Genomic DNA, 26,634 nt, shown 5'->3' with positions numbered 1-26,634 from the left:
GAGTTCACGTCTGCCGGCCCGCCGCCCGTGCACAGATACGCACACCGGATATGAGTACGCGTGCTCACGCTCCTCCCCTCCGGCCACGGCAGGCTAGGACCTGTCAGCCACTCACCAGAGGGAGCCCCACCATGCGCACGACCAACCGACTCCGCACCACACTCGGGCTCGCCCTCGCCGGCGTCACGGTCACCCTGTTCACCTCCGCCTGCTCGATGCAGGACGCTGTGTGCGGGGGCGACGAATACCCGGTTCTGCGGGTCGGCAGCGCCGGCAGCGCTTGTGCGTCCGACGACGAGGAGCCGCCCAAGGGCTACGCCCGCTACCCGGAGGGCAAGGTTCCTGAGCACGTGGACGACAAGTGGGACAAGTACTGGCAGACCCGGAGCATCGACGAGAACGGCAAGACCATCGACCTCCCCGAAGAGAACGACTAGCCGGGCCCTCGGATCAGCGCCGCCCCCGCCGCTTCCACCACGGGCGCAGTCCCGTCAGGTCCAGGATCACCGGGGAGACGAGAAGGAGCACCCCGAGGGGGAAGAAGAGCAGGGTCCCCACCCGGTCGCCCTCGAAGTTGCTGCTGCAGGCCGCGCCGACCCCGCCGAGCATGATGAGGCCTCCCATCCCCTGGATGCGCCTGAGGAGCGGGGTTTCGGCCATCATCGACACCTGTCGCTCCTTCCGGGCCGCGGCGGGTGCGGGGGTGGGGGTGGGGGTGGGCTCCGGAGCTTCGCAGGGACGCCGGTAGGTGCGGTAGTCGTCACCGGTGAAGATGCGGACCTCGTCGCAGCTCGCCTGGACGCGCCAGGTGTGTCCGGGAAGGTGCACGGAAGTGCGGTACGACTCGCGGACGGGCAGATCCCGCAACTGCCGGGCAGCCTCACCCGCCCGGTCGTCCAGGTGGGTCTGGAGCCCGGCCCGCGCCTCCTCGGGGGTCGGGTAGGTGCGTGCGCTGAACTGCACGGTGGCGCCGTGGATATGCACCCAGCCCCAGTGGTCGGTCATGGTCACACCTGGCCCCGCTCGCCCTCGTCGTGCGCATTCCTCGCCGCTACGTGTCGGGCATGAAATCAGAACGGCCCCGCCGTCGGAAGGCGAAGCCCCGTCGAAGTGAGCCGGGTCTCATGACCCGCCGCCCTCCGCTATCGCGTCCGCGACCTCCGCGACCCGCTCCCGCTCCTCCACCGCGAAGCGGTCACGGTCCAGCTGTTCGGCAATCTCCTCGTCCTGGGCCATCAGCAGGTCCAGATTCGAGTCGCCCAGCTCGAACACGCCCATGTCGACGTAGGCCTTCTGGAGCCGTTCGCCCCAGAGGCCGATGTCCTTGACGCAGGGGACGATCCGGCTGAAGAGCAGCTTGCGGAAGAGCTGGAGGTACTCCGAGTGTTCGGAGAGCTCCTTGGCCTCCTGCTTGCCGATGCCGAAGTTCTCCAGGACCTCGACGCCGCTGAGCCGGTCGCGCATCAGGTGGCAGCCCTCGATGACGAACTCCTCGCGCTCGCGCAGTTCGGCGTCGCTCAGCTGCTTGTAGTAGTCGCGCAGCGCCATCCGCCCGAAGGCCACGTGCCGGGCCTCGTCCTGCATGACGTAGGCGAGGATCTGTTTGGGCAGCGGCCTGGTCGTGGTGTCACGGATCATGCCGAACGCGGCGAGCGCCAGCCCCTCGATGAGGACCTGCATCCCGAGATAGGGCATGTCCCAGCGGGAGTCGCGCAGGGTGTCGCCCAGCAGCCCCTGGAGGCTGTCGTTGACCGGGTAGAGCATCCCGATCTTCTCGTGCAGGAAGCGCCCGTAGATCTCAGCGTGCCGCGCCTCGTCCATGGTCTGGGTCGCGGAGTAGAACTTCGCGTCCAGGTCGGGGACCGACTCCACGATCCGGGCGGCGCAGACCATGGCGCCCTGCTCACCGTGGAGGAACTGGCTGAACTGCCAGGAGGTGTAGTGCTTGCGCAGTTCGCCCCGGTCCCGCTCGGTCATCTTCGCCCAGTGCGGGGTGCCGTGGAGGGTCAGCGCCTCGTCGGGGGTGCCGAGCGGGTCCGCGGGATCGACCTCCAGGCTCCAGTCGATGCGCTTGTTGCCGTCCCACTGCTTGTCCTTGCCCTTCTGGTAGAGGGCGAGGAGGCGTTCGCGGCCGTCGTCGTAGTCCCAGCTGAAGCGGGCCGCCCCCGTGGCAGGCACCTGCCATGTCGGCGCGGACGGCGGGGTGGTGTAGAGGTCGTGTGTCGACACGGAGGGCTCCTTCGCCTGGCGAGGATGGTGCATTCCGTGGTGCTGACGTCAGTTGGCAGGTTCACACGTTGGTAGACGCGCGGTCAACAAGTCGCGCACGGGGGATTGACTGCCTTGCTGACAGGCAGTCTCATAATTCGTGAGCGGAAACTTGACCGCCGGTAACCCTGCCGGTAACCCCTGATCGAGGTGCCTTCAGCCATGACGACCGTGACCGACGAGGACATCCGGGCGCTGCGCGACGCGCTCGGCCCGCTCAAGGACCGCGAACAGGTCGCGGCCCGCCTGCTGGAGGCATCGGCCAAGCACTCCTTCGACCCGGACACCGACCTCGACTGGGACGCGGGCGTCGAGGACGGCAAGTGGTTCTGGCCGCCGGAGCTGGTCTCCCTCTACGACACCCCGCTGTGGCGGACGATGTCCGCCGAGCAGCGGATGGACCTGGCCCGCCACGAGGCGGCGTCGCTGGCCTCGCTCGGGATCTGGTTCGAGATCATCCTGATGCAGCTGCTCGTCCGGCACATCTACGACAAGTCCGTGACCAGCAAGCACGTCCGCTACGCCCTCACCGAGATAGCCGACGAGTGCCGGCACTCCATGATGTTCGCCCGCATGATCGACTGGGGCGGGGCGCCCGCCTATCCGGTCCCCCGGCGCTACCACAACCTGGCGCGGGTGCTGAAGACCATCTCCACCACCCCCGGTTCCTTCGCCGCGACCCTGCTCGGCGAGGAGATCCTGGACTGGATGCAGCGGCTCACCTTCCCCGACGAGCGCGTCCAGTCGCTCGTGCGCGGGGTGACCCGCATCCATGTCGTCGAGGAGGCGCGGCATGTGCGCTACGCACGCGAGGAGCTGCGCCGCCAGATGGTGACCGCGCCGCCCTGGGAGCGCAGGCTGACCCGGCTCAACTGCGGGGAGGCGGCCCGCGTCTTCTCCGTCTGCTTCGTGAATCCGCAGGTGTACGCGAACGTGGGCCTGGACCGCCACGAGGCCGTCGCCCAGGTGAAGGCGAGCGGACACCGGGCGGAGGTCATGCAGACGGGAGCGAAGAGGCTCACGGATTTCTTCGACGACATCGGCGTGCTCAACGGCGTGGGCCGCAGGCTCTGGAAGAGCTCGGGCCTGCTGGCCTGAGGCCGCTGCGAAGGGCAGCGCTTAGGCTTCGGAGTATGACCTCATCCGCGCCCGCAGCACCGCCGGCCCGCGCCTACCGCCGGCTCGGTGTCGAGGAGCGCCGTACCCAACTGCTGGGCGCGGCGCTCACCCTCTTCGCACACCGGGCACCGGACGACGTGTCGATCGACGAGGTGGCGGTCGCTGCCGGCGTCTCCCGCCCGCTGGTCTACCGCTACTTCCCGGGCGGCAGGCAGCAGTTGTACGAGGCCGCCCTCGGGTCGGCCGCCGAGCAGCTGACGCTCTGCTTCGCGGAACCCTCCGTCGGCCCGCCCACCGAGCGCGTCAGCCGGGTCCTCGACCGGTACCTCGGCTTCGTCGACCAGCACGACGCCGGCTTCAGCGCTCTGCTGCGCGGCGGCAGTGTGGCCGAGACCTCACGGACGACCACGATCGTGGACGGCGTACGCCGGGCCGCGGCCGACCAGATCCTGCTCCATCTGGGCCGGAGCGGCCGCCAGGGCCAGCGGGCCGCCGGGCCACGCCTGAGCATGATGGTGCGCACCTGGATCGCGTCCGTGGAGGCGGCGTCCCTGATCTGGCTGGACGAGGAAAAGCAGCCGGCTGCAACGGACCTGCGGGCCTGGCTGGTCGACCATCTGATGGCCCTGCTCGCCGCGACGGCCGCATCGGACGAGGAGACCGAGGCCGTGGTGGCGGACCTGCTGAGCCAGGAGACCGCCGACGGCCCGGCCGGGCGGCTCGCGACGCTGATCATCCCGGTGGCGGGCCGGGCGGCGCACCTGCTGCCGCCGGACTGAGACCGGCGCCCCGCCCCTGGGTCAGACTGGCCTGGTGAAAAGCGAGAACACGCCCTTCCGCGGCGGCCCCCTGGACGGCCGGGTGCTGCCCGTGCTGCTCGGGCCGACCGGTCATCCGCCCAAGTGGTACGAGGTCCCGGTGCCGGACGCCGACGGCGGCCCCGCCACCGTGTACGCCTACCGGCGCGCACCGGCGGGCTATTCGAAACGCCTCGGGCTCCAGCGCGGCTGGGTGTACGAGTACGCCCCCGAAGGCCGTGAGCGCTTCACCCCCAAGTGGCCCTGGACGAAACCCCGCAGCGGGTCCTGAGCGGTGTGCGGGGCTGCGCCCGTAAGATCGGCGGTCAGGTGCCGAGGGCACGGTCACAAGGGGGTGCGCCATGGAGGCGCTGCGTCAGGACGATCCACGCCACTTCGGCCCGTACACCGCGCTGGCGCGCTTCCGCGAGAGCGCGAGCGCCGTGCACTACCTGGCCAGGGGCGAGGACCGTGACGCTCTCACCGTGGTGACGGCCGCCCGGCCCGCCCTCGCCTCCGTGCCCGCCTTCCGGCGCCGCTTCCGGTCCGAGGCCCGCACCGCGGACCGGCTCGCCGGGGGCTGGGTGCAGCCGCCGCTCGACCCGCAGGACGAGGACGGCCTGTGGACCGCCACGGCGTACGTGCCGGCGGTGACGCTCGCCGATGCGATCGGCATCGCCGGTCCGCTGCCCGAGCGTGCCGTACGGATACTGGGCGCCGGCCTGGCCGAGACGCTCTCCCGGGTGCACGCCACCGGGGCCGTGCTCCAGGGCCTCGCGCCGGAGACGGTGCTGCTGGCCGAGGACGGACCCCGGCTGACCGCGTTCGGCCCCCTGGGCGCGGCCGCATCCGCCGAGGCCAGGGAGGGCGGCCAGCTGTCCGTACGGCTCGGCTATCTCACCCCCGAGCAGGTCGAGGGCAAGGAAGTGGGCCCGGCCTCCGACTTGTTCGTCCTGGGCCTGCTGCTGGCGTACGCGGCGACCGGGACCACCCCGCTCGCCGACGGGCCCGTGGAGGAGGCGGCCGAGCGGATCGCCCATGGCTCCGCGGAACTCGGCGCCGTACCCGATGAGTTGCGCACGCTGATCGCGCGCTGTCTGGCCAAGGACCCGGACGACCGGCCCGGCGCGGGCTCGGTCGCCGCCGAACTCGCCCTGGAGGGCGCGGCGGGCCTCGCCAAGGGCGGCTGGCTTCCCGAGCCGCTGTCGGCCGCTGTGGTGGACCAGGCGGCCCGGGCGCGGGCACTGGAGCCACCGGAGGGCCCGGTCGAGGCGGAGACATCGGCGGACCCGGTCCAGGACAGCGACGGCAGCGACAGCAACAGCGGTGACATCGGCGAGGACAGCCGCACCACGCGCTTCCTCGCGGCTGGGGCGCGCGCACCACGGTCCGACCGGGCGACCACCCAGCTGGCCCTCGCCCAGGAGGCGACCGGCGCCGCACCGCAACCCCTACCCGCGCCCGTCCCCGCCGCACCCGCACCCGCACCCGCACCCGCACAGCCCTATCCGTACGTCTATCCGGCCACAGCCGCCGCCCCGCAGGCCGCACCCGCCGCGCCCCCCGCGCTCCCCCAGGCACTGCCCGCGGCCCTGCCTGCCGGGGCCCCGGCAGGCGCACCGGCCGCCGCGCCGCGTACCGCCTCCGTCCCGGTCACCAGCCGGCGCGCGCTGTTCACGGCCGTCGGTGCCGGGGCGGCAGGCCTCGTGCTGGGCGGCGGCGCCGTCTCTGTCATACGGTCCGACGATTCCGACGCGGCCGCCGACGACAAGCCGGCCGCCGAACCCGGCACCACCGTCCCCGGCCGGGCGCCAGCCCCCCGGTGGATCTACACCCACCCGGCCGCCGCGCCCGCCCCGCTCACCGCGGGCGTCTGGCAGGACAAGCTGCTCGTGCTGACGGACACCGCAGGGGCGACCGGCGTCGACCTGCGGACAGGACGGCGGATCTGGGAACGCGCTGACGCCGCCGGGGCCCAGACGGTCCTGACAGCCGGAGCCGGCCTCTGCTTCCTGGCCAGCCCGACCGAATTCCTCTGGCTGTCGCCGAAGGACGGGAAGATCGAGCACCGGGTGCGCTTCGTGGACCAGTTCGACGATGTACCGAACATGAAGGTGGCCCCGATCACCGGACAGTCGGGGAACGTCCTCTGGTTCACCGGCTCCCACACCGTCACCGTGAAGGCGCCGAAGCCGAAGAAGGGCAAGAAGCAGGGGAAGGACACGCAGACGGTCAAGGCGTACTTCTTCGCGTACGACGTCGTGCTGCGCAAGGAGCTCTGGCGCGTCTCCGTACCCGAGGGACGGAGCCCCGGCACCCCGGCCTACCAGCTGACCGCCGTCATGGACGAGGGCGTCGTCGTGCGCCAGGACGCCGACACCCTCACTCCCGCCGACACCAAGGCCGCCAAGGGCAAGGCGACCTTCCGCTGCTTCGACCGCACGACGGGCAAGCTGCTGTGGGAGCGGAAGTTCGGCGCGGTCGCACCGCAGGGCGCGGCGGCCGGCGACGCGGAGGGTCAGTTGTACGGCGCGGTGGGCGACGACCTCCAGGCCTTCGAGACGGCCTCCGGCAAGCCGGTCTGGACGCTGAACGGCACCGAGTCCTCCGTCTTCGGCACCCCCCTCCCGGCCGGGGCCCGGCTCCACACCACCAACCGCAACCAGGAGGTCGGCGCGGTCGAGCGGGCGTCGGGGAAGCCGCTCTGGCGGCGCTCCACCGAGGTACCGCCCGGCGGCGGCGCTCCCGCGCTCACGCTGAGCTCGGGCGGGAAGACGCTGCTCGCGGCGGACGCCTCTCAGGTGACCGCGTTCGCCGCGGCGGACGGGCGCCGGCTGTGGAAGTTCCAGGACATCGGCGCCCAGGACCCGAAGGGTGCCACGGTCAACGCGCCCTACCGGGTGCTGGCAACCGTGAAGACGGCCGTCGTCCAGCGGGAGCGGGCCTTCTACGCCTTCCCCGCCGAGTGACGTCCAGGCGTCCACCGTTCGGGGCAACCGCCGGACGGCACGCCGGGCGGTCCTTGCATCACCCGACACCGAGTGACCGGATGGACGAGATCCGAGCACTTGTGGGGTAGTCCGATTAATCGGCCCGCCCCTGTCACCGGAGGTGATGTCGTGTCACGCAGGTTCGCGCGCACCCTCTGCACCGCGGCCCTCGCCGCGGTCGTCGCCGCCTCCCCCGCCGTCGCCGTGCCGTCAGGGCCCGAGCCGGCGCCCGCCCCGGCGGCCGGGGCGCCACAGAGCGTCGCCGGACTCCTCAAGCAGCTCCAGACGCTCTACCGGAAGGCCGAGGAGTCCGGCGAGCTGTACAAGGGCACCGAGGAAGAGCTGAAGAAGCGGACCGCCGAGGCCAAGAAGGTGCGCGCCGAACTGGCCAAGGCCAGGGCCGCGCTGGACACCGGCCGCCGGGACGCGGGACAGCTGGCCCGTGACCAGTACCAGGGGCGCACCGACTTCTCCGCGTACATGCAGCTGCTGCTGGCCGAGGATCCGGCCCGCGCCCTGGAGCAGAGCCATGTCATCGAGCACGCGCAGGCCGGCAGATCGGCCACGGTGGACCGGCTGACCGGCGCGGAGAAGCGAGCCGAGGCCCTGGAGGCCAGGTCCCGGGAGGCACAGGAGCGCCAACGGGTGCTGACCGACCGGCAGAAGAAGCAGCGCGACTCCGTGCAGTCCCAGCTGAAGGGCATCGAGGCGATGCTGGCCTCGCTGTCGGCCGAACAGCTCGCCGCGCTGTCGGAGCTGGAGGAGAAGAACATCGGAGCGGCCCAGGGCGCGCTGACCGCATCCGGGGCGCTCAGCTCCGTACGCCCGCCGACCGAGCAGGGCGGTGAGGCCGTCAGCTATGCCATCGAGCAGATCGGCAAACCGTATGTGTGGGGCGCCGAGGGCCCCGAGTCGTACGACTGCTCCGGGCTCACCTCGGAGGCCTGGTCGGCCGCCGGCCGGGACATCCCGCGTACCTCGCAGGAACAGTGGCGGCAGCTGCCGAAGGTGCCGGTCGGCTCACTGCGCCCCGGTGACCTGGTGGTCTACTTCCCCAAGGCCACCCATGTGGCGCTCTACATCGGCAACGGTCTCGTGGTGCAGGCGCCCAGGCCCGGCGCCACCGTGAAGGTCTCGCCGCTGGCCTCGAACCCGCTGCTGGGGGCCGTACGCCCGGACCCGGACGGCGAGCCGCTCAGCGCGTACACCCTGCCGGAACTGCCCGAGGGCGCCACCTCGGGGGCCGACACCGGCTTCGACGCCCAGGACGACTGACACCGGGCGCCTGGCACCGTGTGCCTGAGAGCCGGACACCGGGCGCCTGGCGCCGAGCACCTGAGAGCCGGACCGCCGCACCCTCGTGACGGGCGTGACGGCACGGTCTCCGTGCGCGTGTCAGCCCTGAGCGCCCGAGAGCTCGGCGAGGTACGCGTTCGTCTTCTCCGGCTCGTAGAAGAAGTTCTCGAAGTCCGCCGGGTCGTTGAACCCGTTGGCGAACCGGTCGGCGGCCGGCTGGAGCTGACCGGCCGCGCCGATCAGGTTCAGCACGTGCTCGGGCGGCGGGGCGAGCATGGCGTTCGTCCACTTCACCACGTGCTGGGTGTTCTCCCAGTGCCGCGCGAACGTGGCCTCCATCCACTCCTCGTCGAACGGCCGGTCGCCGTGCTCCAGGATCGAGTGCAGGTAGGAGTGCGCGCACTTGGACGCGGTGTTGGAACCCTGCCCGGTGACCGGGTCGTTGGCGACGACCACGTCTCCCACCCCCAGGACCAGACCGCCGCCGGGCAGCCGGCCGACGGGCTTGCGTACGGTCGGGGCGTAACGGCCCGCCAGCGTGGCGTTGGCGTCGGTCAGCTCGACCTTGGTGGCGCGTGCGTACTCCCACGGGACGTACTTCTCCATGAGCTCCAGCGTCTTGGCCAGGTGCTCCGACGGATCCTTGATGCCCTGGAAGGCGTCGAACGGGCCGCCGGGGATGCCCTCCAGGAACAGGATGTCCGCACGGCCCGACATCGTCAGGGTCGGCATGACGAAGAGCTCGCCGACCCCCGGGATCAGATTGCACCGCACCGCGTCGAACTCCGGGTGCTCGGGGCGCGGGCCGAGACCGTGGACATAGGCGACCGCCAGCGCGCGCTGCGGGGCGTCGTACGGCGAACGGGCCGCGTCCCGGTCGAACATGGAGACGAGCTCGCCCTTGCCGGCGGAGACCATCACCAGGTCGTACGTGCGCGAGAAGTAGTCAAGGTCCGAGACGGCGGCACCATGGATGACGAGCTGCCCGCCGCGCTGCGCGAACGTCTCCATCCAGCCGGCCATCTTCACGCGCTGGTCGACGGACTGGGCGATGCCGTCCAGCTTGCCGACCCAGTTGATGATCCGCGAGGAGTCAGGGCCTGCGACGGAGGCACCGAGACCCTCGATCCGCGGGGCCTGCGACTCCCAGAAGTTGAGCTGGAGGTCGCGCTCGTGCTGGAGGGCCGTGTGGAACATGCACTGCGTCGACATGACCCGGCCCGACCGGACCTCGTCCGCGGTGCGGTTGGACATCAGGGTGACTTCGTACCCTTGGGACTGGAGTCCGAGGGCGAGTTGGAGTCCGGACTGGCCGGCCCCGACTATGAGTATCTTCCGCATCGCGGTTCTCCGTTGCGACTGTCGTTATTCGGGGGCGACGTCGAGGGCGTGGCGCACCAGGGCAAGCAGCGACTCCACGACGGTGATCCTCCTACGCGCATCCATGACCACAACAGGCACGTGCGGAGGTATCGTCAGGGCCTCCCTGACATCACCCTCCTCGTAGCCCATGGTTCCCTCGAAGTGGTTGACGGCGACGACGTAGGGAAGGCCGCAGCTCTCGAAGTAGTCGAGGGCGGCGAAGCAGTCGGCGAGGCGGCGGGTGTCCGCCAGGACGATCGCGCCGATCGCACCGCGCACCAGGTCGTCCCACATGAACCAGAAGCGCTGCTGCCCTGGCGTCCCGAAGACGTACAGGACGAGGTCGTCGCCCAGGGTGAGCCGGCCGAAGTCCATCGCGACGGTCGTGGTGACCTTGTCGGGCGTGGCGGTGAGGTCGTCGGTCTCCTCACTGGCCCGCGTCATCAGGGCTTCGGTCTGCAGCGGGTCTATCTCGGAGACCGAGCTGACGAAGGTCGTCTTGCCCACGCCGAATCCGCCCGCGACCACGATCTTGGTCGCGATCGGCGCGCGGGTGTGGTCGAGCTGCCAGTTCTGCACCGTCTCTTCGGGCCCGTCCTGCGGCTCCCGCTGACGCGGAGTGAAGAGCGGCGCCTCAGAGACGGCGGAGTCCATTGAGCACCCTTTCGAGCAGCGCGCGGTCGGGCTGTCCGGTGCCGTGACCGGTCCCGTAGACGCGGATCTTTCCCTGGTCGGCCAAGTCGCTGAGCAGCACCCGGACCACGCCGAGCGGCATCTTCAGCATCGCGGAGATCTCCGCGACCGTACGCATGCGGCGGCAGAGCTCCACGATGGCCTTGAGCTCCGGCATGACACGCGAGGCGAGATTGCCGTTCGTGAGCTCCCGGCGCTCCTCGGGGGCGTCCAGCGCGGCGACGAACGTCTCGACGAGCAGGACGTGGCCGAAGCGGGTACGGCCGCCGGTGAGGGAGTACGGACGGACCCGTGCGGCCTTGCGGTCGGCGCCCCTGACGGGGAGTTTTCGTACGGGTTCAGCAGCTGACGTCACTGGGCGCTCTCCATCGATTTGCGCAGCTCGCTGCGGAGTTCGGGGGTGAGTACGTGTCCGGCACGGCCGACGAAGAGCGCCATGTGGTAGGCGATGACGCTCATGTCGCAGTCGGGGGTGGCGTGCACACCGAGCAGGGAGCCGTCGCTGATCGACATGACGAAGACACTGCCCTCGTCCATCGCGACCATCGTCTGCTTGACGCCGCCGCCGTCCATCAGCTTGGCGGCGCCGATCGTGAGGGACCCGATGCCGGAGACGATGGTGGCGAGGTCGGCGCTGGAGCCCCGGGGGCCGGTCCGCCGTCCCGCTGCCCCGCCTTTCGCGAGACCGGCGTCCGAGGAGAGCAGCATCAGTCCGTCGGACGAGACGACGGTGACCGAGTGGACCCCTGGCACCTCCTCCACGAGATTGCTCAGCAACCAGTGAAGGTTACGGGCCTCGGAACTCAGCCCGAATGTGCTGGGCGCAGTCAACTGCGTGCCTCCTCGACTGTGTCCCCCGTCTCATCGATGCGACCGTCGGTACGGTCATGGTCGGTCTCTTGCCCCGTCTCGGCGATCTCCGCCTCGACATCGCGGCGGCCGTCCTTCGCGCCCTGGTGGAACCCGCCGAGCCTGCGGCGCAGGGCTTCCTTGTCCAGGCTGCCCTTGCGCTCGGTGACCGGGGCGGACGGCGACGCGGCGATCTTCGGGGTGCGCTTGGGCAGCCCCTTGTCCGTGAGGCGCTCGGGCGAGGGCGCCGGGTCGGGCACCTCCTCGCCCAGTCCGGTCAGCGGCTGCCGGGGGCCAGGAAGGGCGTCGGCTGCGGGGGCGGACGCGGGGGCCGGCACGGGGTTCGTGTCGGCGGCGCGCTCATGGCGGTCGGGCCCGATGGCGTACGGGCTCGGCGCGTCCGGCTGCGCGGGCAGCCGTACCTGCATCGTGGTCTCGGCCTCGGACTCCTCGGCCTCGGCGGCAGGCGCCGCGGGCTCGGGCGTGGGTTCCGGGCCGTCCGCCACGGGCTCGGGGTCGGCGACCGGCGCTGCGGGCTCGGGCTCGGCCGCGGGCCCGGGGGCCGCGGCCATGGGCTCGGCGGCGGCCGGCCCGGGCTCGACAGCGGCCGGCTCGTCGACAGCGGCCGGCGTCGCGTGCTCCGGGGCCGTCTCCCGCAGGGTCCGCTCGGCGGCCTCGATCATCGGATCGCCGGCCTGGTCGGCCGAACGGGGCGGCAGCGCGTTGGAGTTGGCCTCGGCGACCGAACCCGGGAGATTGAGCGTGGGCGCGTCCCCCGGCAGCGGCACGGGCGGCGGGGTGACAGCGGGCGGCGCCTTGGGCAGCAGCGCCTGCGGAAGGACGACGACCGCGGTCACCCCGCTCCCCTTCTGCTCGCGCAACTGCACCCGTACGCCGTGGCGGGCGGCCAGCAGCGAGGTCACCTGAAGACCGAGCCCGGCCCCGTCCGCGGCCTGTTCGCCCGCCTCGAAGGACGCCGGGTCGGCCAGCCTGGCATTGAGTTCGCCCATCCGGACCGCCGACATGCCGATGCCCTCGTCCTGCACGGAGAGCATCACCTCCCCGGTCTCCAGCAGCCAGCCCGAGAGCTCGACATGGGAGTCGGGCGGGGAGAAGGAGGTCGCGTTCTCCAGGAGTTCGGCGACCAGGTGGCTCAGGTCGTCGGCGGCGAAGCCCGCGACCTGGGCGTGCGGCGGCAGGGACTGGATCGTGACCCGCTCGTACCGCTCGATCTCGCTGACCGCCGCGCGCAGTACGTCGACGAGCGGGATCGGGCCCGCGTGCCCCTGGTTGTGGTCGGTCCCGGCGAGCACCAGCATGTTCTCGCTGTGACGCCGCATGACGGTGGCCATGTGGTCCAGCTTGAAGAGGGTCGCGAGGCGCTCCGGGTCCTGCTCGCGCTCCTCCATGCCCTCGATGACGGCGAGCTGGCGCTCGACGAGACCCAGCGTGCGCAGCGACAGATTCACGAAGGTGTGGTGGACGGTGTTCCGCAGCCGCTCCAGCTGCCCGGTGAGCTCCTGGACCCCGGTCTGGAGTTCGGCCCGCTCACGCGTGAGGGCCTCCCGGCCCGCGAGCAGTTCACCGTGCTCGGCCTGAAGGCCGCCGACCCGTCCTGTGATGTCCTGCTGCATTCCGTGCAGCTTGCCGTGCAGGGTGTTGATGGACCGTACGACCTGGGCGAACTCGTCGTTGCGCCCGGTGTAGCGGACCGGCTCGGCGGTCTCGGGCTCGGCGGCGATCCGGCCGGCCCCGATCCGCAGCACGGCGAGCGGCTGGGTGAGGGTACGGGCGACGGTGGTGGAGACACCTACGGCGATCAGCAGGCAGCCGCCGAGCAGGGCGAGGCGCAGCTCCAGCGCGGTGACGTCGTCGTCGCGCAGTCCCTCCAGCCGCTTGACCTGCGCGGTGCCCAGCGCGGACTCGACTCCGCGCATGCGGTCGATCCGGGCGGAGAGTGCCGCCTCGGCCTTCTTGGGGTCGGCCGCACGGTCGGAGTCGGAGAGCTCGGGGCGGTCGGTGAACCGGGTGAGGTACTTCTCCGCGCCGGTGACCTCGGGGCCGGTGACCGTGGAGGCGAGCCGGTCCCGGGCGGACGAACCGGCCGCCTGGTCGAACTCGGCGAGCGAGGCGAGCTCACGCACCCGCGCCTGCTGGGCCGCCGCGCTCAGTTCGTCGCGGTTGCGGTCGTCGTCGCTGTCGCCCTCCGCCTGGGTCTCGATCGGCAGGCCGGTGAGCGGGTCGATCTGCTGCTGCTGAGGCTTCGTGCCGGGCACGGCGAGCGCGGCCAGGATCAGCCCCTTGGTGGCGGAGGCCTGCTCCACCGCGCCGCCGAGTGCGAGCGGGGCGCGGGAGGCGTCGGCGGCGCGCGGCGGGGTCTTCTCGGCGAGCTCGTCGGCGATGCCGTGCAGCTTGGCGATCACCTCGGAGTACGCCTGGTACGCCTCCATCGCCGAGCCCTCGCCCGTGAGGGCGGTCCTGCGCAGCGAGGGAAGGGCGGCGAGGTCCCGGCGCAGCGCCTCGGGAGCGGCGCCCTCGATCTCGTCCACCTGCTGGTCGACACGGGCCGCCGGGCCCGTGGTGCCGTCCTCGTCGTCCTTACGGCCGCCCGCGATGTAGGTGGTGACCTCGTCCCGCTCGTCCGCGAGCGCGTGCGCGAGGGTGATCGCCTGCTGGTTCAGCTCGGCGAGCGTGACCAGCCGCTGGGACTCGTTGAGATCGGATGAGGCGCCCAGGGCCGCCGGGGCACCCGCCGCGATGACGGTGATCCCCACGACGGCGACGCCGGCGACGAGCCGGCTGCGTACCCGCACGGTCCGCTTGGAGGCACCCGCTGCCTGAGGCATCGCCTCGGACTCCTCGCGCGTGCTGTCCTTGCTCCGAGGCCGCTTCTTCTGCACCGGTGCTCGCAATCTTGACTCGTCCGCCCTTGAAGCAGAGGTGACGCACGGTCACGTGAATGGGAACCCCGCCCTGGTGCGCCGTACGGCTTCTGACCATTCCAGTGCTTTTGAGAGGGGGCCGTGCATCAACCGCTCCGCCACTCGAAGGAGTGAACATCACTCCGGAGTTGGCGAACAAGTCTCCCCACGGACGCGGCAGGCCATGCACGGGCCACCGGGTGGAACTTCGGGCCAGCCTTTGGCAGTATGCCCGCCCGCATATGCACGGAGCCCCGGATTCCGCCAACGGCGGTCACCTGACCTGCTGGTACGACAGGAGGACCGGTTCACGCGGGGCCGGTGAAGGCGTCGTGCAGACTGATCCGATGCGTATCGAACTCGCCACCGAGCCCGGCAGCCCCGAACGCCCCAACGAGGACTGGGCCTCGGCCGTCGCCCCCGCGGCAGGCCAGGGCGGGGCCCTCGTCCTCCTCGACGGCGTCACGCCCCCTCCGGGCAGCGACGGCTGCGTGCACTCGGTTCCCTGGTTCACCGCACGATTGGGCGGCGCCCTGGCCGAACTGTCCGCTTCGCGGCGGGATCTGACCCTGGCCGACATCCTCTCGGAGTCCATCCGGCGCACCGCCGCGTCACACGGCCCCCTGTGTGACCTTTCTCACCCGCGTACGCCTCAGGCGACGGTGGTCCTGGCTCGTTGGGACGACGAGCGGGTCGAGCACCTGGTGCTCTCCGACTCGGCCCTGCTCGTCGAGGCGCCGGACGGCACGGTCCGGCCGCTGCTCGACGACCGGATCGACCGGCTGCCGCCGGGCTCGCTCGCCTCGCAGGAGATCGCGGACGCCCGCGTACGGAACAAGGAGGGCGGCTTCTTCACCGCGGCGGCCGACCCACTGGTGTCCTCACGCGCCGTCACCGGCGAGACCCCGCAGGACGAAGTGAGGGCACTGGCGGCACTGACCGACGGGGCGAGCCGCTGGACGGAGAAGTTCCGGGAGGGCGACTGGACGGCCACCCTGGGGCTGCTCCGCAAGGAGGGGCCCCAGGGGCTCATCGACCGCGTACGGGAGCTGGAGCGGGCCGACACCGACCGCGTACATCTGCGGCGCGGCAAGACGCATGACGATGCGACAGCGATGCTGGTGACGCTCTGACGGGCCCGCTCCCGGCTGCCACTGCGGCACGCCTCAGTCCTCGGCGCGCTCGTTCAAGTGATGGAGCAGCCGGGCGAGTTCGGCGACCTCGGCGCGGTTCCAGTCGGCGAGCTTGCGGGCGTAACGGCCGCGGCGGGCGTCACGGACACTGCGGAAGCGCGCCAGGCCCTCGTCGGTGAGGTGCACGAGTGAGGCGCGGCCGTCCGCCGGGTCGGTCTCCCGTGCCACCAGGCCGAGACCCTCCAGGGCCCTCAGCTGGCGGCTCATGGTCGCCTTGCCCACGCCGAAGTAGGCGGCGAGATCGGTGGCGCGCTGGCGTCCGGCCGACTCCAGCCGTACGAGAAGGCCGTAGGCCGCGGCCTCCAGGTCCGGATGGACCTCGCGCGCCATCTCCCCGGAATTGGCCCGCGCCCGGCGCAGAAAGACCGCCAACTCGCGTTCCAAAGCGAGGAATTCATGGTCCACACCGCTTCCGGCCGTTGCACCGGGTTCACCGCCGCCTCCGCTCCCGTGCACGTCAGCACCCCTCATACGCTTTCCTGCCGATGGAAGTCTCTTCCAACTCCGGTCATCGCCGCAGCTCGGCCAGTATTTCGCAGGAGTCGCCCTCCGACCGGCGGACCCTCTTTCGTGGCGGCACCGGCGAACGGCTGAGCTGACGCGGAACGGCAGGACGGGCCCGGCGACAAGCTCCGGATCAGCGGGGCCCAGTGGTGCGACGCTGCCTCACATCCCACTACACACTGCGCGTATACACTCTATGTATAGTCCTCGGCGTACCGCACCGCCGGTGTGCGGCAGAGCTCAGGAGATGTGACGCGCTGTGTCCGTTGTGCACGGAAAGATGACCCCGTCGGCCAAGCGGTTGGCTGCCGCGCTGGTGACGGTGCTCACACTCACGCTGAGCGGCTGCTCCATGCAGACCACGGCTCCGGGATCCGCACGCGCCGACGCCGCCTCCGACGCCAAGGGGGCCTTCGGGACCGTGGACTGCCGCAAGGCCAAGTGCATCGCGCTGACGTTCGACGCCGGGCCCGGGGACGACACCCCGCGTCTCCTGGACATCCTCAAGGAGAAGAAGGTGCCGGCCACCTTCTTCCTGCTGGGCAGGAACCATGTGCTCAAGCACCCCGACACCGTCCGCCGCATGCAGGCCGAGGGGCACGAGATCGCCAACCACACCTGGTCGCACGAGATCCTGACGGACAAGAAGCCCGACGAGATACGCGCCGAGCTGGCGAAGACCCAGGACGCGATAGCGGAGATCACGGGCAGGAAGCCCCGGCTGATGCGTCCTCCGCAGGGCCGCACCGACGACACCGTCTCCGGGATCAGCAAGGAGCTCGGCCTCTCCCAGATCCTCTGGAGCACGACCGCCAAGGACTACTCGACGACGGACTCCGCCCTGATCAGGAAGCGGACGCTCGACCAGGCGGACAAGGACGGGATCATCCTGCTGCACGACATCTACAAGGGCACGGTCCCCGCGGTGCCGGGCATCATCGACGCCCTGCGGAAGGACGGCTACACCTTGGTGACGGTCCCCCAGCTGATGGCTCCCGCGGAGCCCGAGCCCGGCACGGTCTACCGCCCCTGACCCGCCCCGCACACGAGTCGGCCCGCCCTCCGGGTGGAGGGCGGGCCGACCGTTACCGGCCGTCGGCGTGATGCCACGCCCGTCACAGCATGGCGCCTACGCGGCGGCCGGGATCCTGTCGCGCACCGACGCCGGGGCGAGCGCGATCTCCAGCACCTGACGGACATCGTTGACCGGGTGGACCTCCAGGGTGTCGAGGACCTCGGCCGGGACGTCGTCCAGGTCGGCCTCGTTGCGCTTGGGGATCACCACGGTCGTGATGCCGGCCCGGTGCGCGGCCAGCAGCTTCTGCTTCAGGCCGCCGATCGGCAGCACCCGCCCGGTCAGCGACACCTCACCGGTCATCGCCACGTCCGTCCGGACCAGCCGCCCCGAGAGCAGGGAGGCCAGCGCCGTCGTCATCGTGATGCCGGCGCTCGGGCCGTCCTTCGGGACCGCGCCCGCCGGGAAGTGGATGTGCGCGCCCCGGTCCTTGAGGTCCGCGACCGGCAGCTCCAGCTCCGCACCGTGCGAACGCAGGAAGCTGAGGGCGATCTGCGCGGACTCCTTCATCACGTCACCGAGCTGACCGGTCAGTGTGAGTCCGGAGGCCCCGGTCTCCGGGTCGGCCAGCGACGCCTCGACGAACAGCACGTCGCCGCCCGCCCCTGTCACCGCGAGTCCGGTGGCCACGCCCGGCACCGCGGTGCGGCGCTCGGCCGGGTCCTGGGCGGACTCGGGCACGTGGTGCGGCCGGCCGATCAGGCCCCTGAGGTCGGCGTCGGTCACCGTGAACGGCAGTTCGCGGTCGCCCAGTTCGTGCTGGGCCGCGACCTTGCGGAGCAGCCGCCCGACGGCGCGCTCCAGATTCCGCACCCCGGCCTCCCGGGTGTACTCGCCGGCCAGCTTGCGCAGCGCGGACTCGTCGAGACCGACCTCCGCCTTCTCCAGACCGGCCCGCTCCAGCTGGCGCGGGAGCAGGTGGTCCCGGGCGATGACGACCTTCTCGTCCTCGGTGTAGCCGTCCAGCGTGACCAGCTCCATGCGGTCGAGCAGGGCCTCGGGGATAGCTTCGAGGACATTGGCCGTCGCCAGGAACACCACGTCGCTGAGGTCGAGTTCGACCTCCAGGTAGTGGTCGCGGAAGGTGTGGTTCTGCGCGGGGTCGAGGACTTCGAGCAGGGCGGCCGCCGGGTCGCCCCGGAAGTCCGAGCCGACCTTGTCGATCTCGTCGAGCAGGACGACCGGGTTCATCGAACCGGCCTCCTTGATCGCCCGTACGATCCGGCCGGGCAGCGCGCCGACGTACGTACGCCGGTGACCCCTGATCTCCGCCTCGTCCCTGACGCCGCCGAGCGCGACCCGGACGAACTTGCGCCCCATGGCGTGCGCGACGGACTCGCCGAGCGAGGTCTTGCCGACACCGGGCGGTCCGACGAGCGCCAGGACGGCACCGCCGCGCCGGCCGCCGACGACGCCGAGACCACGGTCGGCACGCCTCTTGCGCACCGCGAGGTACTCGGTGATGCGTTCCTTCACGTCCTGGAGGCCGGCGTGCTCGGCGTCCAGGATCTCCTGGGCGCCCTTGATGTCGTACGCGTCCTCGGTCCGCTCGGCCCAGGGGAGTTCGAGGACGGTGTCGAGCCAGGTCCTGATCCAGGAGCCCTCGGGGCTCTGGTCGGAGGCACGCTCCAGCTTCTCGACCTCCTTGAGCGCGGCCTCGCGGACGTGCCCGGGGAGGTCGGCGGCCTCGACACGGGCCCGGTAGTCGTCGGACTCGTCCGCGCCGGAACCGGATTCACCGTTGAGCTCCGTGAGCTCCTTGCGTACGGCGTCGAGCTGACGCCTCAGCAGGAACTCGCGCTGCTGCTTGTCGACGCCCTCCTGGACGTCCTTGGCGATGGACTCGGCCACATCCTGCTCGGCGAGGTGTTCACCGAGCCACTGGACGGCGAGCTTCAGCCGGGCGACCGCGTCGGCGGTCTCCAGCAGCTGGATCTTCTGGGCGATGGTCAGGAAGGGCGAGTACCCGGAGTTGTCGGCGAGCGCGGAGATGTCGTCGATCTGCTGGACCCGGTCCACGACCTGCCAGGCACCGCGCTTCTTCAGCCAGCTGGTGGCGAGGGCCTTGTACTCCTTGGCGAGCTCGGCGACGGAGCCCGGGACGGGGTCGGGCAGGGATACGTCGATCCGGGTGCCCTCCACCCACAGCGCGTTGCCGGGCCCACTGGTACCCGCGCCGATCCGCACCCGGTCACGGGCCCGGATCAGTGCGCCCGGGTCCCCGTCCGAGAGCCGACCGACCTGCTCGACGGTCCCCAGGACGCCGGTCCCGGCGTGATTCCCGTCGATACGCGGCACGAGCAGCACCTCGGGCTTGCCGCCCCCCGGCCGTGCGACGGCCTGGGCGGCTTCCACGGCGGCGCGCACCTCGGCGTCCGACAGGTCGAGCGGCACCACCATGCCGGGCAGCACGACCTCGTCGTCGAGCGGCAGCACGGGCAGGTCGACGGGCGTGAACGCCTTCGATGCATTCGACTCAGCAGTCATGATCTCCCCTTCGGCAGGCAAGTTGAGCTATGTGGACTCAATGCTTGTGAGCAGCGAGATGTTCCCCGCCCTGCGTTCGCTCTCAGCGATCAGCCGTACGACCTGCCGTCTCTACGCCAGCGCGGCACGGAGCCCGCCCATTCCCCGGACCGCCCGCGAGATCTCCGCGACCCTGCGGGTGAGACCGGAACAACCGGCTGGCCCGCAGGACCGGCCCCGGGCAAAATGGACCGTTGCACGAGTGAACCGACGCCTGCCCGGAGACCGGAGAACGCGCCCATGCCGCCCGCCACAGACGCCCACCGCCCCGTCGTCCTGGACCGGCGCGAAGGGCCGTTCGGCGAAGTCGTCCTGCGCGAGCGCGGCGACGACTTCGAGATCATCGCCAACGGCTGCTTCCTGATGGACACCTCCGACGGGCGTTCCGAGCGACTGCTGATCGACGCGGCGCTCGCCGCCCTGCCCGCCGGGAGGCCGGACCCGTCGGTACTGATCGGCGGCCTCGGCGTCGGCTTCTCACTGGTGCGGGCCGCCACCGAGCCGCGCTGGGGACGGATCGCGGTCGTCGAGCGGGAGCGGGCCATCGTCGACTGGCACCTCGACGGGCCGCTCGCCCGTGTCTCCGGGGCCGCGCTCGCCGATCCCCGCACCGAGATCCTCCGTACGGACCTCGTCGACCACCTCCATACGACCACGGAGCGTTACGACGCACTGTGCCTGGACATCGACAACGGCCCCGACTGGACGGTCACCGATGACAACGGAAACCTCTATTCACCGGCCGGACTGGCGGCCTGCCGGGCGCGTCTGACGCCCGGCGGAGTCCTCGCCGTGTGGTCCGCCCAGCCGTCCCCCGCGTTCGACCGCGCTTTGCGGAATGCCGGATTCCGCGCAGTAACGACCGAAGAAGTAGCCGTTGCCCGAGGTGTGCCGGACGTGGTCCATCTCGCACTCAGGGACGACTGAACCCTCACCAGGTGTCCACATCCCTGCCCCATCATGGATCCGGCGGCGCAGGTCCGCCGATCCGTCTCCTATCCCGTGGGTAACACCTTCACGACGGACAACACCCTGCGTAGCCGAGAGGCGCCTTCTGCCTTTACGCTCTGACCGGCACAAGGGATCACCGACGAAAACCACAAGCGATAACCGTGCCTCCGGGGGAATGGCCCCCGCGAGAACGGGCAGGGGCGGGGCGATGGAACAGACACACACCACCCACAACGGCGTCGCGGCCACCCCCGGGGCTCAGCGCCGGGTGCTGGTGGTAGAGGACGACGCGACAATCGTCGACGCCATTTCCGCCCGGCTGCGGGCCGAGGGCTTCCTGGTGCAGACCGCGCTGGACGGCCCGGCGGCCGTCGACGCGGCCGAGGCCTGGCAGCCCGACCTGATGGTGCTCGACATCATGCTTCCCGGCTTCGACGGCCTGGAGGTCTGCCGCCGGGTGCAGGCCCAGCGCCCTGTGCCGGTGCTGATGCTCACCGCACGCGACGACGAGACCGACATGCTGGTCGGACTCGGCGTCGGCGCCGACGACTACATGACCAAGCCGTTCTCCATGCGGGAGCTGGCCGCACGGGTGCACGTCCTGCTGCGCCGCGTGGAGCGGGCCGCCCTGGCCGCGGTGACGCCGCGCAGCGGCATCCTGCGCCTCGGCGAGCTGGAGATCGACCACGCGCAGCGCCGTGTCCGGGTGCGCGCCGACGACGTACACCTCACCCCGACCGAGTTCGACCTGCTGGTCTGCCTGGCCAACACACCGCGCGCCGTGCTGTCCAGGGAGCAGCTGCTGGCCGAGGTCTGGGACTGGGCGGACGCCTCCGGGACCCGTACGGTCGACAGCCACATCAAGGCCCTGCGCCGGAAGATCGGCGCCGAGCGGATCCGTACAGTGCACGGCGTCGGCTACGCCCTGGAGACACCCGCGCCATGACGTGGCCCGGCTCAGGACTGCGGCCGTTCTCCATCAAGGCCAAGCTGGGCACGCTCGTGGTGGTCTCGGTGTTCATCACGACCGGGCTGCTGATCGTCGCGCTGCGCACCAGGACCGAATTCCGCTTCATCACGGTCTTCTCGGTGATCGCCACCCTGCTGATCACCCAGTTCGTGGCCCACGGTCTGACCGCGCCGCTGGACGAGATGCGCGCCGTCGCGCGGTCGATCTCGCACGGCGACTACACGAGACGGGTGAGTGGCGCCGGACGGCGGGACGAGCTCGGTGACCTGGCGCAGACGATCAACCGCATGGCGGACGACCTGGAGGCGGAGGACCGGCACCGCAAGGAGCTGGTGGCCAACGTCTCGCACGAGCTGCGCACACCGATCGCGGCGCTCAGAGCCGTCCTGGAGAACGTGGTCGACGGGGTGTCCGCCGCCGATCCCGAGACGATGCGTACGGCGCTGAAACAGACCGAACGCCTGGGCCGGCTGGTGGAGACCCTGCTGGACCTCTCCCGGCTGGACAACGGCGTGGTGACGATCAAGGCGCGCCGCTTCGAGGTCTGGCCGTATCTGTCGGGTGTGCTCAAGGAGGCCAATCTCGCCGCCTCGCAGCGCCGGCTCTCCTCGGGGTCGGGCAACCACTCGCGTACCGACGTCCATCTGCACCTCGACGTGTCACCGCCCGAGCTGACGGCCCACGCGGACGCGGAACGCCTGCACCAGGTGGTCGCCAACCTGATCGACAACGCCGTCAAGCACAGCCCGCCGCACGGCCGGGTCACCGTCCTGGCCCGGCGCGGGGATCACCCCGAGTCGCTGGAGCTGGAGGTGATCGACGAAGGGCCCGGCATCCCGGAGGCGGAGCGCCACCGGGTCTTCGAGCGCTTCAACCGTGGCCAGGCGCCCTCCCCGCACGGACCGGGGTCCGACGGCGGCACGGGTCTCGGGCTCGCCATCGCCCGCTGGGCGGTGGATCTGCACGGCGGCCGCATCGGGGTGGCCGAATCCACCCGTGGCTGCCGAATCCAGGTCACCCTTCCGGGGAGCTCACAGATCCACGGTTGACGCCGTGTTCGAAGCGGAGGGCCCCGTTCTCCCTCCCGGCCGGGAAAGAGATACGGTCCAAGGGGCCTCAGTACTGGCCTCGCGTACCCGAAGGGCAGTGGAACCCTGCTTGTTTCCCGCCATTTCATGCGCCGAAACCCGGCTTCAGATGTGATGTGCACGACGAAGACCGGCCCGGCCTGCACGTTACGGCTCGGGAGGCGTAGCCTTGATTTCCGCTGTCCATCACCTTGTGAAGCGGAAGAGGGCGGTTGCCGCCGTGTCGTCTCAGTCCCCCAGTAACTCGAGCATCTCGACCGAACAAGAAGCAGGCTCCGGGTCCAACCCGGCCGCCGCTTTCGGCCCCAATGAGTGGCTAGTCGACGAGATCTACCAGCAGTACCTCCAGGACCCGAATTCGGTCGACCGCGCCTGGTGGGACTTCTTCGCCGACTACAAGCCGGGCACATCCGGCACGGCGGACAAGCCCGTCCCCGCAACCGCGGGAGCGGTGACCCCGGCCCCGGCTCCGGCCACCACCGCCGCGAACACCGTGAACAACACCGCCCCGGCCAGGACCACGGCCGCTGCTCCGGCCGCGCCGGCCAAGCCCGCGGCCGCCGCTCCGGCAGCTCCCGCGAAGGCTCCGGCCGCGCCGGCGAAGGCGGCCCCGGCCCCCGCCGCCAAGGCGGACGCCACGGGCGAGGCCCCCGCCGGCCCGGAGTACGTGACGCTGCGCGGCCCCTCGGCCGCCGTCGCGAAGAACATGAACGCCTCCCTGGAGCTCCCGACGGCCACGTCGGTCCGCGCCGTGCCGGTGAAGCTGCTCTTCGACAACCGCATCGTCATCAACAACCACCTGAAGCGAGCCCGCGGCGGGAAGATCTCCTTCACCCACCTCATCGGGTACGCGATGGTGCAGGCCCTCAAGGCCATGCCCGCGATGAACCACTCCTTCGCGGTGAAGGACGGCAAGCCGACCCTGGTCAAGCCCGAGCACGTCAACCTCGGCCTGGCCATCGACCTGGTGAAGCCGAACGGCGACCGCCAGCTGGTCGTCGCGGCCATCAAGAAGGCCGAGACGCTCAACTTCTTCGAGTTCTGGCAGGCCTACGAGGACATCGTCCGCCGCGCCCGCACCGGCAAGCTCGGTATGGACGACTTCAGCGGCGTCACCGCCTCGCTGACCAACCCCGGCGGCATCGGCACCGTCCACTCGGTGCCCCGTCTGATGCCCGGACAGGGCCTCATCATGGGCGTCGGCGCGATGGACTACCCGGCGGAGTTCCAGGGCACGTCGCAGGACACCCTGAACAAGCTGGGCATCTCGAAGGTCATGACCCTGACCTCGACGTACGACCACCGGGTCATCCAGGGCGCCGCGTCCGGCGAGTTCCTCCGTGTCCTGTCCCAGCTGCTGCTCGGCGAGAACGGCTTCTACGACGAGATCTTCAAGGCGCTGCGCATCCCCTACGAGCCGGTCCGCTGGCTCAAGGACATCGACGCCTCGCACGACGACGACGTCACCAAGGCCGCGCGGGTCTTCGAGCTGATCCACTCCTACCGGGTCCGCGGCCACGTCATGGCCGACACCGACCCGCTGGAGTACCGCCAGCGTAAGCACCCCGACCTGGACATCACCGAGCACGGTCTCACCCTGTGGGACCTGGAGCGGGACTTCGCGGTCGGCGGCTTCGCCGGCAAGACGATGATGAAGCTCCGCGACATCCTCGGTGTCCTGCGTGAGTCGTACTGCCGCACCACCGGCATCGAGTTCATGCACATCCAGGAGCCGAAGGAGCGCAAGTGGCTCCAGGACCGGGTGGAGCGTCCGCGCCCGGCCCCGGAGCGCGAGGAGCAGCTGCGGATCCTGCGCCGCCTCAACGCCGCCGAGGCGTTCGAGACGTTCCTGCAGACCAAGTACGTCGGCCAGAAGCGCTTCTCGCTGGAGGGCGGCGAGTCCGTCATCCCGCTGCTCGACGCGGTCATCGACTCCGCCGCCGAGTCGCGCCTGGACGAGGTCGTCATCGGCATGGCCCACCGCGGCCGGCTGAACGTCCTGGCGAACATCGTCGGCAAGTCGTACGCGCAGATCTTCCGCGAGTTCGAGGGCAATCTCGACCCGCGGTCGATGCACGGCTCCGGTGACGTCAAGTACCACCTGGGCGCCGAGGGCACCTTCACCGGTCTGGACGGCGAGCAGATCAAGGTCTCGCTGGCCGCCAACCCCTCGCACCTGGAGGCGGTCGACCCGGTCCTGGAGGGCATCGCCCGCGCCAAGCAGGACATCATCAACAAGGCCGGCACGGACTTCACGGTCCTGCCCGTCGCGCTCCACGGCGACGCGGCCTTCGCGGGCCAGGGCGTCGTCGCCGAGACCCTCAACATGTCGCAGCTGCGCGGCTACCGCACCGGCGGTACGGTTCACGTCGTCATCAACAACCAGGTCGGCTTCACCGCCGCCCCGGAGGCGTCGCGCTCCTCGATGTACGCCACGGACGTGGCGCGCATGATCGAGGCGCCGATCATCCACGTCAACGGTGACGACCCGGAGGCCGTGGTGCGTGTCGCGCGCCTCGCCTTCGAGTACCGGCAGACGTTCAACAAGGACGTCGTGATCGACCTCATCTGCTACCGCCGCCGCGGTCACAACGAGGGCGACAACCCGGAGTTCACCAACCCGCAGATGTACACGCTGATCGACAAGAAGCGCTCGGTGCGCAAGCTCTACACCGAGTCCCTCATCGGTCGCGGCGACATCACGCTGGAAGAGGCCGAGCAGGCTCTCCAGGACTTCCAGGGCCAGCTGGAGAAGGTGTTCGCGGAGGTCCGCGAGGCCACGTCGGCGCCGGCCCAGCCGCACGTCCCGGACGTGCAGGCCGAGTTCCCCGTGGCCGTGACCACCGCGGTGTCCTCGGAGGTCGTGAAGCTGGTCGCCGAGTCGCAGGTGAACATCCCCGACGGGATCACCGTCCACCCGCGCCTCCTGCCGCAGATGCAGCGCCGTGCCGCCTCCGTGGAGAACGGCACGATCGACTGGGGCATGGGCGAGACCCTGGCCATCGGCTCGCTGCTCATGGAGGGCACCCCGGTCCGGCTCGCCGGCCAGGACACCCGCCGTGGCACGTTCGGCCAGCGTCACGCCGTTCTCGTCGACCAGAAGACCGGCGAGGACTACACCCCGCTGCTCTACCTCTCCGACGAGCAGGCCCGGTACAACGTCTACGACTCGCTGCTCAGCGAGTACGCGGCGATGGGCTTCGAGTACGGCTACTCGCTGGCCCGTCCGGAGTCCCTGGTCATCTGGGAGGCCCAGTTCGGCGACTTCGTCAACGGCGCGCAGACCGTCGTGGACGAGTTCATCTCCTCGGCCGAGCAGAAGTGGGGCCAGACGTCCGGCGTCACCCTGCTCCTCCCGCACGGCTACGAGGGCCAGGGCCCGGACCACTCGTCCGCCCGCCCGGAGCGTTTCCTGCAGATGTGCGCGCAGGACAACATGACGGTCGCGATGCCGACCCTCCCCTCGAACTACTTCCACCTCCTGCGGTGGCAGGTGCACAACCCGCACCACAAGCCGCTGATCGTCTTCACGCCGAAGTCGATGCTCCGCCTCAAGGCGGCGGCGTCGAAGGCGGAGGAGTTCACCACCGGCGGCTTCCGTCCGGTCATCGGCGACGACTCGGTCAAGGCCGAAGAGGTCCGCAAGGTCGTCTTCGTCTCCGGGAAGCTCTACTACGACCTGGACGCCGAGCGCGAGAAGCGCGGTGACACCGAGACGGCGATCATCCGTCTCGAGCGTCTGTACCCGCTGCCGGGTGCGGAGATCCAGGCCGAGATCGCCAAGTACCCGAACGCCGAGAAGTACCTCTGGGCCCAGGAGGAGCCGGCGAACCAGGGTGCGTGGCCGTTCATCGCGCTCAACCTGATCGACCACCTGGACCTGGCCGTCGGTTCGGACGTCCCGCACGGTGAGCGTCTGCGCCGCATCTCGCGTCCGCACGGCTCGTCCCCCGCGGTCGGCTCTGCCAAGCGCCACCAGGCCGAGCAGGCACAGCTGCTCGCCGAGGTCTTCGAGGCCTGACCAGCGGCTGT

Annotated in this window: 21 protein-coding genes; 12 read left to right on the top strand and 9 right to left on the bottom strand. The window is 70.8% G+C overall.

Features of this window, described 5'->3' with window-relative positions; genetic code table 11:
* Nucleotides 1-131: 131 nt before the first annotated feature.
* Complete coding sequence (locus AB0C75_RS19080; protein WP_362892204.1) at nt 132-437, top strand: hypothetical protein; 306 nt, start codon at nt 132-134, stop codon at nt 435-437.
* A gap of 13 nt (nt 438-450) precedes the next feature.
* Here the strand turns inward: AB0C75_RS19080 and AB0C75_RS19075 are convergent, their stop codons facing one another.
* Together AB0C75_RS19075 and AB0C75_RS19070 are read right to left on the bottom strand one after the other, a co-directional pair.
* Nucleotides 451-1,005, bottom strand: coding sequence for a hypothetical protein (locus AB0C75_RS19075; RefSeq protein ID WP_362892203.1), 555 nt, complete (start codon nt 1,003-1,005; stop codon nt 451-453).
* 117 nt (nt 1,006-1,122) lie between these two features.
* Entirely contained in the window at nt 1,123-2,229 is a 1,107-nt protein-coding gene (locus AB0C75_RS19070) for a ferritin-like domain-containing protein (protein WP_362892201.1), read from the bottom strand.
* Nucleotides 2,230-2,430: 201 nt separating this feature from the next.
* Between AB0C75_RS19070 and AB0C75_RS19065 the strand changes: the two genes are divergently transcribed.
* From AB0C75_RS19065 to AB0C75_RS19045, 5 genes are all read left to right on the top strand, one after another.
* Entirely contained in the window at nt 2,431-3,366 is a 936-nt protein-coding gene (locus tag AB0C75_RS19065; RefSeq protein WP_362892199.1) for a diiron oxygenase, read from the top strand.
* Nucleotides 3,367-3,401: 35 nt separating this feature from the next.
* Nucleotides 3,402-4,166: a TetR/AcrR family transcriptional regulator gene (locus tag AB0C75_RS19060; RefSeq protein ID WP_362892197.1), complete on the top strand. Its 765-nt coding sequence runs from the start codon at nt 3,402-3,404 to the stop codon at nt 4,164-4,166.
* A 34-nt stretch (nt 4,167-4,200) separates the two neighbouring features.
* On the top strand, nt 4,201-4,476 hold the full coding sequence (locus AB0C75_RS19055) for a hypothetical protein (protein WP_362892195.1): 276 nt from the start codon (nt 4,201-4,203) through the stop codon (nt 4,474-4,476).
* Nucleotides 4,477-4,546: 70 nt separating this feature from the next.
* Complete coding sequence (locus AB0C75_RS19050) at nt 4,547-7,153, top strand: PQQ-binding-like beta-propeller repeat protein (protein WP_362892193.1); 2,607 nt, start codon at nt 4,547-4,549, stop codon at nt 7,151-7,153.
* A 150-nt stretch (nt 7,154-7,303) separates the two neighbouring features.
* Nucleotides 7,304-8,449 carry an NlpC/P60 family protein gene (locus tag AB0C75_RS19045; RefSeq protein ID WP_362892191.1) on the top strand — a complete coding sequence of 382 codons (1,146 nt, stop codon included), beginning with the start codon at nt 7,304-7,306 and terminating at the stop codon, nt 8,447-8,449.
* 120 nt (nt 8,450-8,569) lie between these two features.
* Here AB0C75_RS19045 and AB0C75_RS19040 read toward each other — a convergent pair whose 3' ends face one another.
* From AB0C75_RS19040 to AB0C75_RS19020, 5 genes are read right to left on the bottom strand one after another with little or no spacing between them, the layout of a single operon-like run.
* The gene (locus AB0C75_RS19040) at nt 8,570-9,811 is read right to left on the bottom strand and encodes a styrene monooxygenase/indole monooxygenase family protein (RefSeq protein WP_362892190.1); all 1,242 of its coding nucleotides are present in this window, start codon (nt 9,809-9,811) and stop codon (nt 8,570-8,572) included.
* A gap of 24 nt (nt 9,812-9,835) precedes the next feature.
* Nucleotides 9,836-10,486, bottom strand: coding sequence for an ATP/GTP-binding protein (locus AB0C75_RS19035; protein WP_362892188.1), 651 nt, complete (start codon nt 10,484-10,486; stop codon nt 9,836-9,838).
* Nucleotides 10,467-10,880, bottom strand: a complete 414-nt coding sequence (locus AB0C75_RS19030) for a DUF742 domain-containing protein (protein ID WP_362892186.1) — start codon at nt 10,878-10,880, stop codon at nt 10,467-10,469. The genes AB0C75_RS19035 and AB0C75_RS19030 overlap by 20 nt, the downstream gene beginning before the upstream one ends.
* Nucleotides 10,877-11,356, bottom strand: a complete 480-nt coding sequence (locus AB0C75_RS19025) for a roadblock/LC7 domain-containing protein (RefSeq protein ID WP_362892184.1) — start codon at nt 11,354-11,356, stop codon at nt 10,877-10,879. Before AB0C75_RS19025 ends, AB0C75_RS19030 begins: the two co-directional genes overlap by 4 nt.
* Nucleotides 11,353-14,274 (bottom strand): nitrate- and nitrite sensing domain-containing protein, encoded by a 2,922-nt coding sequence (locus AB0C75_RS19020; RefSeq protein WP_362892182.1) that lies wholly within the window; start codon nt 14,272-14,274, stop codon nt 11,353-11,355. Before AB0C75_RS19020 ends, AB0C75_RS19025 begins: the two co-directional genes overlap by 4 nt.
* A gap of 368 nt (nt 14,275-14,642) precedes the next feature.
* Here AB0C75_RS19020 and AB0C75_RS19015 point away from each other — a divergent pair, with 368 nt between their 5' ends.
* Complete coding sequence (locus AB0C75_RS19015) at nt 14,643-15,428, top strand: hypothetical protein (protein WP_362892180.1); 786 nt, start codon at nt 14,643-14,645, stop codon at nt 15,426-15,428.
* A 33-nt stretch (nt 15,429-15,461) separates the two neighbouring features.
* Here the strand turns inward: AB0C75_RS19015 and AB0C75_RS19010 are convergent, their stop codons facing one another.
* On the bottom strand, nt 15,462-15,959 hold the full coding sequence (locus tag AB0C75_RS19010) for a MarR family transcriptional regulator (protein WP_362892178.1): 498 nt from the start codon (nt 15,957-15,959) through the stop codon (nt 15,462-15,464).
* A gap of 313 nt (nt 15,960-16,272) precedes the next feature.
* Between AB0C75_RS19010 and AB0C75_RS19005 the strand changes: the two genes are divergently transcribed.
* Nucleotides 16,273-17,025: a polysaccharide deacetylase family protein gene (locus AB0C75_RS19005; RefSeq protein ID WP_362892238.1), complete on the top strand. Its 753-nt coding sequence runs from the start codon at nt 16,273-16,275 to the stop codon at nt 17,023-17,025.
* Between the two features lie 96 nt (nt 17,026-17,121).
* On the opposite strand, the gene lon is transcribed toward AB0C75_RS19005, so the two are convergent.
* Nucleotides 17,122-19,554, bottom strand: a complete 2,433-nt coding sequence (lon, locus tag AB0C75_RS19000) for an endopeptidase La (protein WP_362892176.1) — start codon at nt 19,552-19,554, stop codon at nt 17,122-17,124.
* A gap of 279 nt (nt 19,555-19,833) precedes the next feature.
* Between lon and AB0C75_RS18995 the strand changes: the two genes are divergently transcribed.
* From AB0C75_RS18995 to AB0C75_RS18980, 4 genes are all read left to right on the top strand, one after another.
* The gene (locus AB0C75_RS18995) at nt 19,834-20,520 is read left to right on the top strand and encodes a spermidine synthase (RefSeq protein WP_362892174.1); all 687 of its coding nucleotides are present in this window, start codon (nt 19,834-19,836) and stop codon (nt 20,518-20,520) included.
* Between the two features lie 232 nt (nt 20,521-20,752).
* Nucleotides 20,753-21,490 (top strand): response regulator transcription factor, encoded by a 738-nt coding sequence (locus AB0C75_RS18990; protein ID WP_014154105.1) that lies wholly within the window; start codon nt 20,753-20,755, stop codon nt 21,488-21,490.
* Entirely contained in the window at nt 21,487-22,563 is a 1,077-nt protein-coding gene (locus AB0C75_RS18985) for a HAMP domain-containing sensor histidine kinase (RefSeq protein WP_362892172.1), read from the top strand. Before AB0C75_RS18990 ends, AB0C75_RS18985 begins: the two co-directional genes overlap by 4 nt.
* A 259-nt stretch (nt 22,564-22,822) precedes the next feature.
* Nucleotides 22,823-26,623, top strand: coding sequence for a multifunctional oxoglutarate decarboxylase/oxoglutarate dehydrogenase thiamine pyrophosphate-binding subunit/dihydrolipoyllysine-residue succinyltransferase subunit (locus tag AB0C75_RS18980; RefSeq protein WP_362892170.1), 3,801 nt, complete (start codon nt 22,823-22,825; stop codon nt 26,621-26,623).
* Nucleotides 26,624-26,634: the final 11 nt, after the last annotated feature.

Origin of the sequence: Streptomyces sp. NPDC048565 (assembly GCF_040650935.1) — a bacterium.
Taxonomy (GTDB): Bacteria; Actinomycetota; Actinomycetes; order Streptomycetales; family Streptomycetaceae; genus Streptomyces.
Note: the sequence above shows the minus strand (reverse complement) of the source record. Positions and strands in the feature narration are given on the sequence as shown.